11 protein-coding genes are annotated in these 13,640 nt (G+C 63.0%); 3 read left to right on the top strand and 8 right to left on the bottom strand.

The window, feature by feature from the left end; translation table 11 throughout:
• The first annotated feature begins 44 nt into the window (after positions 1–44).
• Entirely contained in the window at positions 45–1,499 is a 1,455-nt protein-coding gene (locus NKH41_RS02900; protein WP_352469525.1) for a glutamate synthase subunit beta, read from the top strand.
• 22 nt (positions 1,500–1,521) lie between these two features.
• Here NKH41_RS02900 and NKH41_RS02895 read toward each other — a convergent pair whose 3' ends face one another.
• Positions 1,522–2,769 (bottom strand): SGNH/GDSL hydrolase family protein, encoded by a 1,248-nt coding sequence (locus NKH41_RS02895; protein WP_352932051.1) that lies wholly within the window; start codon positions 2,767–2,769, stop codon positions 1,522–1,524.
• A 26-nt stretch (positions 2,770–2,795) separates the two neighbouring features.
• Positions 2,796–4,022 carry a lytic murein transglycosylase gene (locus NKH41_RS02890; RefSeq protein WP_352564889.1) on the bottom strand — a complete coding sequence of 409 codons (1,227 nt, stop codon included), beginning with the start codon at positions 4,020–4,022 and terminating at the stop codon, positions 2,796–2,798.
• A gap of 207 nt (positions 4,023–4,229) precedes the next feature.
• Here NKH41_RS02890 and galU point away from each other — a divergent pair, with 207 nt between their 5' ends.
• The gene (galU, locus tag NKH41_RS02885; protein ID WP_352469528.1) at positions 4,230–5,135 is read left to right on the top strand and encodes a UTP--glucose-1-phosphate uridylyltransferase GalU; all 906 of its coding nucleotides are present in this window, start codon (positions 4,230–4,232) and stop codon (positions 5,133–5,135) included.
• A 132-nt stretch (positions 5,136–5,267) separates the two neighbouring features.
• Here the strand turns inward: galU and NKH41_RS02880 are convergent, their stop codons facing one another.
• Positions 5,268–7,007: an outer membrane beta-barrel protein gene (locus NKH41_RS02880; protein ID WP_502895623.1), complete on the bottom strand. Its 1,740-nt coding sequence runs from the start codon at positions 7,005–7,007 to the stop codon at positions 5,268–5,270.
• Between the two features lie 177 nt (positions 7,008–7,184).
• Between NKH41_RS02880 and NKH41_RS02875 the strand changes: the two genes are divergently transcribed.
• Positions 7,185–8,186, top strand: a complete 1,002-nt coding sequence (locus NKH41_RS02875) for a KpsF/GutQ family sugar-phosphate isomerase (RefSeq protein WP_352777220.1) — start codon at positions 7,185–7,187, stop codon at positions 8,184–8,186.
• 7 nt (positions 8,187–8,193) lie between these two features.
• Here NKH41_RS02875 and NKH41_RS02870 read toward each other — a convergent pair whose 3' ends face one another.
• The 5 genes from NKH41_RS02870 to omp10 form a co-directional block, all read right to left on the bottom strand.
• The gene (locus NKH41_RS02870; protein WP_352454064.1) at positions 8,194–8,658 is read right to left on the bottom strand and encodes an NfeD family protein; all 465 of its coding nucleotides are present in this window, start codon (positions 8,656–8,658) and stop codon (positions 8,194–8,196) included.
• A gap of 10 nt (positions 8,659–8,668) precedes the next feature.
• Positions 8,669–9,619: an SPFH domain-containing protein gene (locus NKH41_RS02865; RefSeq protein WP_352539357.1), complete on the bottom strand. Its 951-nt coding sequence runs from the start codon at positions 9,617–9,619 to the stop codon at positions 8,669–8,671.
• A gap of 131 nt (positions 9,620–9,750) precedes the next feature.
• Positions 9,751–10,815: a ferrochelatase gene (gene hemH / locus NKH41_RS02860; RefSeq protein ID WP_352767130.1), complete on the bottom strand. Its 1,065-nt coding sequence runs from the start codon at positions 10,813–10,815 to the stop codon at positions 9,751–9,753.
• 150 nt (positions 10,816–10,965) lie between these two features.
• Entirely contained in the window at positions 10,966–12,993 is a 2,028-nt protein-coding gene (locus NKH41_RS02855; protein ID WP_352767132.1) for a 5'-nucleotidase C-terminal domain-containing protein, read from the bottom strand.
• Positions 12,994–13,183: 190 nt separating this feature from the next.
• Complete coding sequence (gene omp10 / locus NKH41_RS02850; RefSeq protein ID WP_023720183.1) at positions 13,184–13,558, bottom strand: outer membrane lipoprotein Omp10; 375 nt, start codon at positions 13,556–13,558, stop codon at positions 13,184–13,186.
• Positions 13,559–13,640: the final 82 nt, after the last annotated feature.

Below are 13,640 nucleotides of genomic sequence, written 5' to 3'. Positions count from 1 at the left end.
GGGTGCGTCGCCAGGCGTGCCTTCCGGACAGCAGGGACTGGACTATGGGCAAGGTAACAGGGTTTCTCGAGATCGACCGGCAGGTGCACAAGTACCAGCCGGCTTCCGACCGCATCCGGCATTTCCGCGAGTTCACGCTGCCGATGTCGGACAAGGAGGTCGAGAAACAGGCCGCGCGGTGCATGGATTGCGGCATTCCTTATTGCCATGGACCGACCGGCTGCCCGATCCACAACCAGATCCCGGACTGGAACGACCTCGTCTACAATGGCGACTGGGAAAACGCGATCCGCAACCTGCATTCGACCAACAATTTTCCGGAATTTACCGGCCGCATCTGCCCCGCACCTTGCGAGGAAGCCTGCACGCTGAACCTCGAGGATATTCCGGTCGCCATCAAGACCATCGAGCAGGCCATTGCCGACAAAGCCTATGAAACCGGCCACATCCGGCCCTATCCGCCGGAACGGAAGACCGGCAAGCGCGTCGCGATCATCGGCTCGGGGCCGGCAGGCATGGCGGCTGCCCAGCAACTCGGCCGCGCCGGCCATGACGTTCACGTCTATGAGCGCGAGAGCCGGCCGGGCGGGCTGATGCGCTACGGCATCCCCGATTTCAAGATCGAGAAGCATTATATCGACCGGCGCATCGAGCAGATGCAGGGCGAAGGTGTCAGCTTCCATTGCGGCGTCAATGTCGGCGTCGACAAGCCGGTCGCCGAACTGCTCGCCGAATATGACGCCGTGCTCTATTGCGGCGGCTCCGAAACGCCGCGCCCGGCCAACATCCCGGGCGACGATCTCGACGGCGTGCACGACGCCATGCCGTATCTGGTGCAGCAGAACAAGCGTATCGGCGGCGAGCCGATCCAGTCGGTGGCATGGCCGTCGCGCCCGATCGTCGCCGGCGGCCAGCACGTCGTCGTCGTCGGCGGCGGCGACACTGCCTCAGACTGCGTCGGCACCGCCTTCCGCCAGGGCGCGGTACGCGTCACCCAGCTCGACATCCGGCCGCAGCCGCCGGAAAAGGAGGACAAGCTGTCGGTCTGGCCCTACTGGGCGACCAAGATGCGCACGTCATCGTCGCAGGCCGAAGGCGCCGAGCGCGAATTCCAGGTGGCGACGCTTGAATTCATCGGCGAAGACGGCCAGCTGACCGGGGTCAAATGCTGCGAGGTCGACGAAAAGCGCAAGCCGATCGCGGGCACGGAATTCGTCATCCGCGCCGATCTCGCGTTCATCGCCATCGGCTTTGCCGGGCCAGCCGCTCGCGGGCCGATCTCGGAACTCGACGGGCAGATGAAGATCGTCACCGACAGCCGCCGTTCGAAGAATGTCGAGGCCAATGACCGGGACTACAGGACCAGCGTCGAAAGGCTCTATGCGGCGGGCGACGTGCGGCGCGGCCAGTCGCTGGTCGTCTGGGCGATCCGCGAGGGTCGCCAGGCGGCGCGCGCCATCGACGAGGCGCTGATGGGATCGAGCGTGCTGCCGCGCTGAGCCCGTTCCGAAGAGGTTCTGTTTACTGGCGGATCGCCGTCGTCGCATCGGATGCGGCCGCCGTCGCAGGCTGTGTCTTGGGCGGCCAGGAGAAATCGTCGGCGCGGCCCGGTGAGGCGTCGGGCGCCTTGCCCTCGACGATCAGCCTTTCGCCCGGCAAATTCTTGTCAGCTTTTGCCGGCGGGGCGGCGCCGAGAAGTTCCGAGCCGCCGTCCAGCGCCGGATCGCTGAGCAGCATCGGCACGGTGCGATCGACAGCTATCGGTGCCGCGGCAGGTGCCGGCGCCTCGACGGGAGCGCCGGCCGGGGCAGAAGCCGTCACCACGCTTCCCGGCGCGGCCAGCCCCAGGATCTTCATCAGCGGCTTTTCGGTATAGAAGGCGAGCTTGCGCTTGCCGGCCTTCGACATGTTGATGCCGTCGTCGGAGCGCAGGCGCACCGATTGGCCGTTGATGTCCGGTCCGCTGGTGATGAAGGCGCCGTTCTCGTCGACGAACCCGTCCCAGACGTCGACGAATTCGCCGCCGTGGCTTTCGGCGGACGAGCGGAAGATGTCGTTGAAGGCCAGCATGTCGGAGGTCATTTTCGAGACCCGGAAGGCCGGCATGCCGACCCACAGATACGGCACCTTGGTTGCGGCGATGGCCTTGCCGAACGCATCGGTCCGGCGCTCGTATTCCTTGGTCCAGTTTTCGGATCGCGGCTGCTCGCGTACATCGCCGACGCGCATCTGCTGCCGGTCGTTGGATCCGAGCATGACGACGACGGCTGCCGGTTTTTCGGCAGCGATCAGCGACTTGACCTGTTCTGGCCAGTTGTAGACATCGTCACGCACGAAGCCGGACGATCCGTTGGCACGGACGACGATCCTGACGCCAGTGTTTTCGGCAAAGGCGGCGTCGAGCCCCTCAGCCAGCCCAGACGCCATGAAATCGCCGACCACCAGAACGACGCGTGCATCCGGCGCCTTCTCGACTACTGGGGTTGTCGGCTCGGCCGGCGGCGGCCGGCTAACTGACCGGGGCTTTCTCAGCTTGGGCCTGGGCTTTGTTCTCTGGAATTCTCTCTGGAATTCGGGCGGCGGCTGCTCAAACCGCTCGCTTCTGCGCGGAAACAACAGGTCGCGCAGCGACCAGCCACGACTTTCCGGCTCCTGCGCCATGGCCGCGGTATGAAAGGCACTGGCGCCGCCGACCGCCAGAACGGCGATCGCCAGAACGAGGATCGGCACGCGACGAACGATTAACCGGATGCGCGCAGCCGAAACCAATCACCCTCTCCATCCCGCAACCGGCTCTAGTTCTGCCTGAGCCATTTGAGCACTTCCTTGCTCGGATACCCGTCCTGGGTCAAGCCAGCCTTTGCTTGGAAGGCCATGATGGCGGTTTTCGATCCGTCACCGATCTTGCCGTCGAACTTGCCGTCGTAATAGCCGTGCTCGGAAAGTCGCTTCTGAAGCTCCTGCCTTTCCTCGAAGGAGAGCTTGGTAAACGGTCGCTTCCAGTCCTGCACAAGCCCGCCATAGCCGGCAATTTCGTCGGCAAGAAGGCCCACGGCGAGCGCATATTTGTCGGCATTGTTGTAACGCTTGATGACCGAGAAATTCTTGATCATCAGGAAAGCCGGCCCGCCGCTGCCGCCGGGCAGCTTCAACGTCGCTTTGTCCGCACCGTTCTTGAACGGCTTGCCGTTGGCACGGCTGACCCCCAGCGCCTGCCATTGCGACAGCGACTTCGAGCCTCCGGGCAGCTTCTTGCCGTCCGGAAGGCTGACCTCATAACCCCAGGTCTTGCCTGCCTGCCAGCCGTTCTTCCTCAGCAAATTGGCGGCTGTCGCCAGTGCGTCGGGAATCGAATTCCAGATGTCGCGCTTGCCGTTGCCGTCCATATCGACCGCATAGGACTGGTAGCTGGTGGGGATGAACTGGGTATGGCCCATCGCGCCGGCCCATGAGCCGCTGAGATGGCTTTCGTCGATGTCGCCGGTCTGCAGGATCTTCAGCGCCGCGATCAGCTGGGTGCGGGCAAATTTCGCTCGCTTCGGATCGGCATAACCAAGCGTCGCCAGCGAGCGCACGACATTGCGCATGATATCATCGCGCTTGAGGGTTTCGCCGTAGTTCGATTCCATAGACCAGATGGCCAGCAGGATGTAGCGGTCGACGCCGTATCTTGCCTCGATCCTGTCCAGCCAAGGCTTCCATTTCCTTGCCATCTGCTGGCCGACGGCGACCGACTGGTCATGGACGCGGTTGTCGAAATAATCCCAGGCGGGTGCGGTGAATTCGGGTTGAGTACGGGCCTTTTCCAGTACCACCGGGTCAGCATCGTTGATGCCCTTGAATGCCTGGTCGTAGACGGAGCCGGAAACGCCGCTCGCCACGGCGGTAGCACGGAAGCTGGCGACCCATTGGCGGAAGCCGGCATCGGCAAAAGCCGGCCCGCTGGGCATGAGCAAAGCAAGCGAGAGGCTGGCGGCCGTCAGGACGCTGGTGAAGCGCCTTGCGGCGTTGCGAACGGACATCTTTTCCTCCTTCTTCATCTCAGGAAGACTATTCATCGCCGAACCCGGTTAGCATTTGGTTTACCATAGGTGCCGTGCGGGGTGAAAAGATGCGTCAATGCTTTACCAGCTGAGATTTAGGACCCGCCGTTCAGTAATCCTCGATTTCGGCATGAAAATGTCTCGAATCGGGATTGCCGAACAGGCATGCAAATGGATAATTGGCACATGAAGAGAGTTCGCAAGGCAGTGTTCCCGGTTGCCGGTCTCGGCACGCGCTTTCTCCCTGCTACCAAGGCCATTCCCAAGGAAATGCTGACGGTCGTCGACAGGCCGGTCATCCAGTATGTGGTCGATGAGGCGCGCGATGCCGGGATCGAGCATTTCATCTTCGTGACCGGCCGCAACAAGGCGGTCATCGAGGATCACTTCGATGTCCAGTTCGAGCTCTACGACACGCTTGCGCAGCGCGGCAAGGACGACCAGCTCGCCCGCCTGCAGCGGCTGCAACCGGCGCCGGGGCAGACCAGCTTCACCCGCCAGCAGGTACCGCTCGGCCTTGGCCACGCCGTCTGGTGCGCGCGCGAGCTCGTCGGCGACGAGCCCTTTGCGCTGCTATTGCCCGACATGATCATGCAGTCGGAAAAAAGCTGCATGAAGGACATGGTCGAGCTTTACGCCGAGACCGGCAACAACATCGTCGCCGTGCAGGAATGCGATCCGGCCGAGGCGCACAAATACGGCATTGTCGGCCGCGGCGAGGACGCGCATCACGGTTTCCGCATCACCGGCATGGTGGAAAAGCCGAAGACCGGCACGGAGCCGTCGAACCTCTACATCAACGGGCGCTATATCCTGCAGCCGGAGATATTCAAGATACTCGAAGGTCAGGAAAAAGGCGCCGGCAACGAGATCCAGCTCACCGATGCAATGCTGAAGCTGCAGAAGCAACAGCCCTTCTACGGCTACCACTACCGCGGGCGGACGTTCGACTGCGGCTCGCCCGAAGGCTTCGTCGAGGCCAACGTTGCCTTCGCACTGTGGCGCAGAGACATGAATGCGAGCATGGCCGGTGTCATTCGCACGCTTCTCGACGAACTCGCGCCGTCAGAACGCCGCGGCATAGCCTTGTAGTTTCAACACCGGTTGCCGCGCTGATCGGCTAAAGCGCGCCGCGTTCGACCGGCCTCATGCGACGCGCTTTAGGTTCTTGTTTTAGGCAAGTCGTTATCGCAAAACCGCTGCACACTTTTGCGCGACATGCATTTAGCGCTGCAACTTCAAGCCGACGAAGATACTGTTGGCCGTGTAGTCGCGCCCAATCAGGTTGCTGGTCAGTTTTTCAGTCCTGGCGCGGGTGGTGAGCCCGGTGTAGCGGTTCAGCCACCACGTCAGCCCAGCCTCGGCGCTCAGCGTCAAATCATGATCGTCGGAGCCGGTATAGTCGCGCCATTCGAGGCCGAGAGCGGCATTTCCGGTCAGGTTGGCGCGGATCTGCCGCTCGCCGGTGAGGCTGCCGGAATAGAGCATGTCGCCGCTTTCGCCCGCATTCGTCGTGTTCTCGGCGGTCGTCTGTGCGGTGAGCCCGATCGTGGTGCCGCGTTCCGGCGACCATTTGAGATCGGCATTGACCGTCGCGCCCGAAATAGCCGGCAGGGCATCGTCGTCGATAGCTTCGCGCAGCCAGCCGACCGAGAACTCGCCGGTAAGCTTCTCGCGGAGATCGAGCTCGACGCCGGCCCGTGCGCCAAGCCTGGTCGAGGAGCGCTGGAAGCCGTTTGGATCGACGCGCAAATCATAAGCGCGCCGGCCGATCTCGATTTCGGTGAACGGGGTGATGGCAGGCGAGATCTCGTAACCGGTACGCAAAATGGCCGTGTAGAGCGTCGAGTCGCGGCCCTTCTGCGACAGCGATCCGCCCGACGAAAGCTTGGCGTCGCCAAAGATGTCGTGCTCGATCGCGCCGGTCAGCGCGAAGCGCATCTTGCCGGCATCCTTCTCGACGGCGAGACTGCCGTTCATGGTCTGGCGCACCGGCTGGCCAACGGCGCCGACGACCGCGTCCGGCGCCGAGGCCGATTCGGGCACGGCCTCATAGCCCAGCTTGGCGATGGCGCGCAGATCATCGTCGAGATCGATGTTGAGTGTGCCGTCGACGCGGCCTTGCGCCTCGTGAATGTCATAGCCGGACAAGGTTTCGCGGAAGATGCCATAGCCCTCAACCGTCGCCGAATTCTCCCTCCAGTCGGAGACGGCGTTGAAGCGCAGTGTCGTTTCCGACAGCAAGGCCGGCTTGCCGAGGCTGCTCGAATCGGCGTTTGTCGAAGACGTCAGGCCTTGCTCGAGCGTCGGCCGGATTACGAAAGAGCCGAGCTTGATGCCGGTGGCGGCGAACGGGTCGTCCTCGTTCTTTTTGTTCTGGCCTTCGATGGCTTCGGTGCGCTCGGCACCGGGGTCGAGCCTGAGCCTCTCGGCGGAATCGATGGTGACGGCACGGCGGTTGACCGTATCCTGCTCGTCTATAGCGGCGGTATCGGTGTCATCGGTCGCCGCCGCGGCTGCAGTCGCGGCTCTCTTGCGCTTCTGGCTGTCAGCGGTCTCGTCTTCGGCGTTGGCCGCATTGGCGGCGCGTGGCGTCGCGCTTGGCCGCCGTCGGGGTGGCGGAGCAGGGTTGTCGGGAAATGGGTCGCCGCTGGCCGCTGGTTGATCGAAAGTGCCGCCGGTTGTGGCCGCCTCGCCCGTGCCGTCGTCAGGCAACGCCCCTTGGCTGGCCGGGCGATAGGTAGGCAGCGGCGTATTGTCGTTGGCGGTTGCAGCAGCCTGCGCGGCTTGGGTTCCGGCTATGCTCGATTGCCTGATCTTGTACTGCTGTTCGTCCAGGATTGTCGATTCCGAAACCTCGCCGCGCAGCTCGGTTTCCTGGGCGCAAAGCAGTGCCGGCCGCGACAACGCAAAGACACTGGTTGCCAGCAGCAAAGCGCAGACCGCCTTGCCCTTTCGTCCCATTTTGTTTTGAGGCTGAAACCCGGACATCGGCACCACTGCTTGCGCGGCGCACGCGCGCCATACTTACGAAACCGTAAATGGGGATGGTTAACGGAGCGTTGAGGCATGGCCCATCAGGAGGTTCGGCACGGCAATTCCGTTGGACAGGCGCGCGCCGAAGCGCTAATCGCATCGTCCATGAACGTGAAATCCCCAGACAGGAAGCGGCATGACGGGCAGGCCGCGATTGCCTCGGCGCTGAGAACCGTGGCGACGGAGCAGGCCGGCGTCGCGGCACTGGCAGACGCTCTCGAAAACGGGCTGGCCGAGCCGTTCGCACGAGCCGTCGGCATGGTGTCGCAGATCGATGGCCGCGTCATCGTCACCGGGGTTGGCAAAAGCGGCCATATCGGCTCGAAGATCGCCGCAACGCTCGCCTCGACCGGCACGCCGGCCTTTTTCGTCCACCCTGCCGAAGCCAATCACGGCGACCTTGGCATGATCGCCAGAAACGACGCCATAATCGCGCTTTCGTGGTCGGGCGAAAGCCTTGAGCTCAAGGGCATCATCGCCTATTCGAGGCGCTTCTCGATCCCGCTGGTCGCGGTCACCGCGGGTGAAAAATCGGCTCTGGCGCGCGCGGCCGACGTTGTGCTTCTGCTGCCGCGAGCACCGGAAGCCTGCCCGCACGGGCTTGCGCCGACGACCTCGACACTATTGCAAATGGTGATGGGCGATGCGCTGGCCATCGCGCTGCTCGAGGCACGCGGCTTCACCCCGGACCATTTCCGCACGTTCCATCCCGGCGGCCAGCTCGGAGCCAACCTGACGCAGATCCGCGAGATCATGCATGTCGGCGACAGGCTGCCGCTGGTGTCGTCAGGTACCGGCATGCGCGAGGCAATCCTCGAATTGTCGCGCAAGGGGTTTGGCTGCGTGGCCGTGACTGCCGCGGACGGCAAGCTGATCGGCATCATCACCGATGGCGACATCAGGCGCCATATCGGCAGCGATCTCCTGGCAATGAGCGTCGATCAGGTGATGACCAGAGAGCCGAAAATGGCTTCGCCCGACACGCTTGTTGCGACGGCGCTGCAGACAATCAACGACTCGGCTATCACCAGCCTGATGGTGGTCGAAGGCAGGCGGCCGATCGGGCTCGTCCATCTGCACGACCTGCTGCGCATCGGTGCTGCCTAGCGGGCTTCTAGACCGCCTCGACCGTCAGTTCCAGGTCGGTATCAGCGGCGCCCGTCACGCGCACTTGCGTGCCGGCCGGCAGGTCAGGGCCGGAGACGCGCCACAACGTGTCGCCCAGCTTTATGCGGCCGCGCCCGTCCTTGATCGGCTCGGCAAGGGTCGCCGTCCGGCCGACCATCTGTGCGCCGCGACGGTTGAGCAGGGGCTGGTCGGTTTCATCATGGCGCCCGCCCACCAGCCGCTTGCCGACATAGGCCGAGACCAGCGACAGAGCGAGGAAGGCGAGGACCTGGACTTGCCAGGTCCAGAAACCGGCATCCCAGATGAGCAGTGAGACGACGCCGATCAACAGCGCGGCAATGCCGATCCACAGCATGAAAATGCCCGGCGCGATGACCTCCATTACCAGCAGGACGAAGCCGAGGACCATCCAGCTCCACGGGCCGAGTTCGGAAACAATGCGGTCGAGCATGGCTGTGGCCTCAGGTTTCGCTCGGACGAACGACCGGCGGGCGGGCGGCCTGTCGTGCGGCACCGGCGGTGCCTTCGCTTCGGAAAACTTCCTTGGCGATTTCGCCAATACCGCCGAGCGTGCCGATCAGCGATGAGGCCTCCATCGGCATCAGCACGAGCTTGCTGTTTGTCGCTGAGCCGATCCTGGTCAGCGCTTCGGTGTATTTCAGCGCGACGAAGTAGTTGAGCGCCTGCACGTCGCCTTTGGAAATCGCCTCCGACACCACCTGCGTGGCGCGTGCTTCAGCCTCGGCCGAGCGCTCGCGCGCCTCGGCATCGCGGAAGGCGGCTTCCTTGCGCCCTTCGGCCTCCAGGATCTGCGATTGCTTGAGGCCTTCGGCGGCGAGGATCTGCGCGCGCTTATTGCGCTCGGCCATCATCTGTCGGCCCATCGATTCGACGAGATTGGCCGGCGGGTTGATGTCCTTGATCTCGACACGAGTGATCTTGATGCCCCAGGGATGCGCCGCCTCGTCAACGACGCGCAGCAGGCGCTCGTTGATGGCGTCGCGGTTCGACAAAAGTTCGTCGAGGTCCATCGAGCCCATCACGGTGCGGATGTTGGTCATCGTGAGATTGAGAATCGCATTCTGCAGGCCGGAGACCTGGTAGGCGGCCTGCGCCGCGTTGAGCACCTGATAGAAGGCGATGCCATCGACGGCAACGGTGGCATTGTCGCGGGTGATGATCTCCTGCGTCGGAACGTCGAGCACCTGCTCCATCATGTTCATCTTGGCGCCGACACGGTCGACGAAAGGCACGATCAGGTTGAGGCCTGGGTTCAATGTCTTGGTGTAACGGCCAAAACGTTCGACGGTATAATTATAGCCTTGCGGAATTGTTCGGATGCCCTTGATAAGCACCAGCACGACAAGGGCGACAAGAACAAGAAGCGCGATATCAAAACCACTGAAACCCATTTGGCTCTCCCCTCAAAGGCCGGCCATGTTGGATATTCCACGCGACCGATTCCCATCAAACACTTAAGTGTGTTTCAGCAATGTTACAATCAGGTGATCACGGATTGCGGGTGCATAGACGGGTGATCTGTTCAGGCCCAGCCGGACAGCTCGCGCCGCACCATCGCCTCGATTACCGCCATGCCCTCGGCGCTGTCGTTGAGGCAAGGGATGTGTGCGAACTTTTCGCCGCCGGCATGATGGAAGGTCTCGGACGCTTCCCTGCCGATCTCGTCCAGCGTCTCGATGCAGTCGACGGAAAATCCTGGATTGACGATGGCGACCGATTTCACGCCTTCGCGCCCTAGTCTTTCGACCGTCTTGTCGGTGTAGGGCTGCAGCCACTCCTGCGCGCCGAAGCGCGACTGGAAGGTGGTAATCAGCTTGTTTTCATCCCAGCCGAGCTTTTCGCGCAGCAGTCGGGTCGTCTCGAGGCAATGGGCCTGGTAGGGGTCGCCCTTGTCGGAATAGGGTTTCGGAATGCCGTGATAGGAAGCGATGACAATTTCCGGTTCGAAGTCGAGGCTAGCCAGATGCTTTTCAATCGAACGGGCGAGCGCCTCGATATAGGCCGGCTCGTTGTAATAGGGTGGCACGCTGCGAATGGCCGGGGCGCGGCGCATCTTCATCAGCGCGCGAAACAGCTGGTCGTTGGCAGTCGCAGTCGTCGTCGCCGAATATTGCGGATAGAGCGGGAAAGACAGGATGCGGTCGCAGCCTTGCTCGACCAGTCTCTCGGCCACGCTCTCGGTCGAAGGGTTGCCGTAGCGCATCGCCCAGTCGACGACGACATTGGGTAGCTCGCCGAGCGCGAGCCCGAGCTTCTCGGCCTGGGCGCGGGTGTAGGTTCGCAGCGGCGACTCGTTGCGCTCCCGGTTCCATATCCTGGCATAGTTGGCCCCTGATTTCTTCGGCCGGGTGGTGAGGACCACGCCGTAGAGGATCGGATACCAGATCGCCTTGTTGAGCTCGATGACGCGCGGATCGGACAGGAACTCCCGGAGGTAGCGCCACATCGGCTTGAACCCGGTGCCGTCCGGGGTGCCGAGATTGATCAGCATGACACCGACCTTGCCGGTCCTGACCAGAGGGCGCCCTGCCGACGGCGAGGCGGCAGTCTGCTCGGCTTTGATTTCAGCAGGGTTGGCAAGCGTCATGAGGTTCTCCAACACCGCGAACCAACGGTGCCGCGGCGAAAGTAGCGATGCCGCGCCGGTTTTCAAATGCTGCGTCTGGCCGCACCTTATCCCAGAAATGCAACACCCGCCCGGTCTGCCGGGCGGGTGCATTGCGTTCCTGCGGCCGGATTACTTCGAGGCCGCCGGGATCGTCAAGGTTGCGCCGACCGGAAGGCGGCGTGGCTCGTAGGCATTGTTGGCATCGGAGATTATTTTCCATTTGGTGCCGTCGCCATAAGCCTTCACCGCGAGATCCCAATAGGTATCGCCGGCGACGATTACATGGCTGCTTTCGGCCGGTGCCGGCTCAGCCGGAGCAGGGGTCACCGGAGCCGGTGTGGCCGGAGCCGCAGGTGCCGCCGGCTGGGCCGGCTCGGCGGGTGCGGGTGCCGGCGCTGTTTCAGCCGGGACGGCCGGCGGCGTCTTGGAAATGTCGCCGGAGCCGGCCGGCATTTCGGGCATTGCCGGCTCAACTGGCTTTGCCGGCGCAGCCTCAGCAGGTTTTGGCGGTTCGGCAGGGTTGGCAGGTTCTGCGGCCGGGGCCACGGTCGCGGCGATCTCGGTGATGCGGCCGTCGAGCTTCGGCGTATAGGGCCGGTGCGCGCCTAGGTAGTCGGCGACGACCTGTTCCAGCCCCGGGCCGTAATCATAGGCGTTCTTGGCCTTCTCGGCGAACACCTTGTAGCCGTCGCCGCCCTGGCGGACATAGTTGTTGGTGGCGACCAGGTAATCCTTGTCCGGCTTAATCGGCGTCCAGGCGCCGCCTTCCATGACCTCGACCGATTTGACGCGTCCGTTAGGCGGCGCCGATTTGTCGAACGCATATTTCAGGCCGGCAACCTGCGGGAAGCGCCCGGCGCCGTCCTCGACCTGGCTGAGGCCGCTTTCGAGGCCGGCAACCAAATCCTTGCCGGAGATCTGGAAGGTCGCCAGCGTGTTCTGAAACGGCAGGACGGTGAGAACCTCGCCCATGGTGACGGTGCCCTGGTCGATGGAGGCGCGCAAGCCGCCGCCATTCGAGATGACGATCTCGACACCTTGGCCCTTGACCCGGTCGAGGACGGCGTCGGAGACCAGATTGCCCATCTCGCATTCGCGGGCGCGGCAGTTTTCGCGACTGCCGTCGATCGCCTTGGTGGTCTCGGCGACTTCCTTGTTCTTCAAGGCCTCGATCGGCGCGCCGAGTTCCTTGATGCGGGCAAGCACGGCGGGGTCGGGCGTGATCGATTTGTCGAGATGGATGGGATCCCCGCTTGCCTCCTTGACGACGCCGTTGTCGTCGAACACGACCTTGAACTCGCCGAGATATTTCGAATAGGACGCCGCCTGCACGACCGGCACTTTGTAACCGTCCGGATTGTCGACCATCGTCGGATACGGGCCTTCCGCCTTGGGGTCGGTGTTGGACAGCAGCGAATGGCTGTGGCCGCCGACCACCACGTCGATGCCCGGGATCTTGGCGATCACGTCGCGCTCGCGCTTGTAGCCGATATGGGTGACCGCGATGATCTTGTTGACGCCCTCTCGCTTCAGTTTCTCGACCTCAGCGGTGATCGACTTGACGTCATCTTCAATGGCAATGTTCGGGCCAGGGGTGGCAAGCTCCGGCGTGTCGTTGGTGACCGCTCCGACGATCCCGATCTTCTGGCCGCCGACCTCGACCACGATCGACGGCTTGACGCGGTCGCCGAGCTTGGATTGCGCATTGGCCTTCACATTGGCGCCGAGCACCGGAAACTGGATCATGTCGAGAAACGGCGCCAGCGCCGACTCGCCATCGTCGAACTCATGGTTGCCGAGAGCCTCGGCATCGAATTTCATCTGGTTGAGGAATTCGCCTTCGGTCTTGCCTTTGTAGGTCGTGTAGAAGAGCGAGCCCTGGAAATTGTCGCCGGCGCTGAGCAGCAGCACGTTCTGGCCCTCCAGCTTCTTGCGCTCCTGCGCAATCGCGGTGACCAGGCGGGCGGCACCGCCGACGCATTCGCCCTTGGTCTCCTCCTCGGCCGAGCAGGTCGATTCGTACTTGTTGTTGCTCTCGATGCGGCTGTGCCAGTCGTTGATGTGCAGGATGTTGAGCGTGTAGTCGGCAAAGGATACCCCTGCCGACAGGCCAAGCGCCGATGCCGACAGCGCGGCGATGGCAGCAATCTTCTTCATTCTCGTCTCCCGGATAACTTGACCAGAGGCGTTTAACGCTCTTGTTTGACTGGGATGTAACAGCCCTCTTGGGCTATGTTCACATCGCGTTTCAGTCGATGCAAGCGGAAATCGGCATCAGCTTTGCCGGCGCAAGAAGACGGCGGCTTGAAGCCGCCGCCCTTGTGCAAAGTAAATTCGGAATCGGATTTCAGGTGCGCCTGGTCAGCACAAAATTCTGCCCGCTCGCGCTGGTGCAATTGAGCTGGCTGGTGGAGACCATCAGGCAGTTGAAGCTGATCGGCGTCTGGCGGATCAGCGAAGTGCCATGAATCTCGACCGAGGTGCCGCCGGTCATGGTGTAGCTGCCATCGGCAAGCTTCTGGCCGGTGTCGGTTGCGACGGTCGCGAAGCTGCCGCCCTTGAAGGTGGACAAGCCCGTGCCCTGCGCGTCGATCCAGGAGCCTTCAACCCCCTTGGCCGTGATCACCGGCGGCTCGCCTGGGCCGGTTGTCGTGCAGGCCGCCAACGCGACCGTAGCGGCCGCGGCAATGCCAGCCGAAAGCAGTCTTTGCGCAATCGTCATCTTCAAGATCCTCTCCTCTCGCATCGGCCCGAAAATCGATCCGATTTTCGGAAAGCACGATGCGCACATTCAAAGTGCTAGA

The sequence above is a fragment of the Mesorhizobium sp. M1169 genome, from assembly GCF_040318345.1.
Lineage (GTDB): Bacteria > Pseudomonadota > Alphaproteobacteria > Rhizobiales > Rhizobiaceae > Mesorhizobium.
The sequence above is the reverse complement of the archived record's forward strand: the minus strand, read 5'-3'. Positions and strand labels throughout refer to the sequence as shown.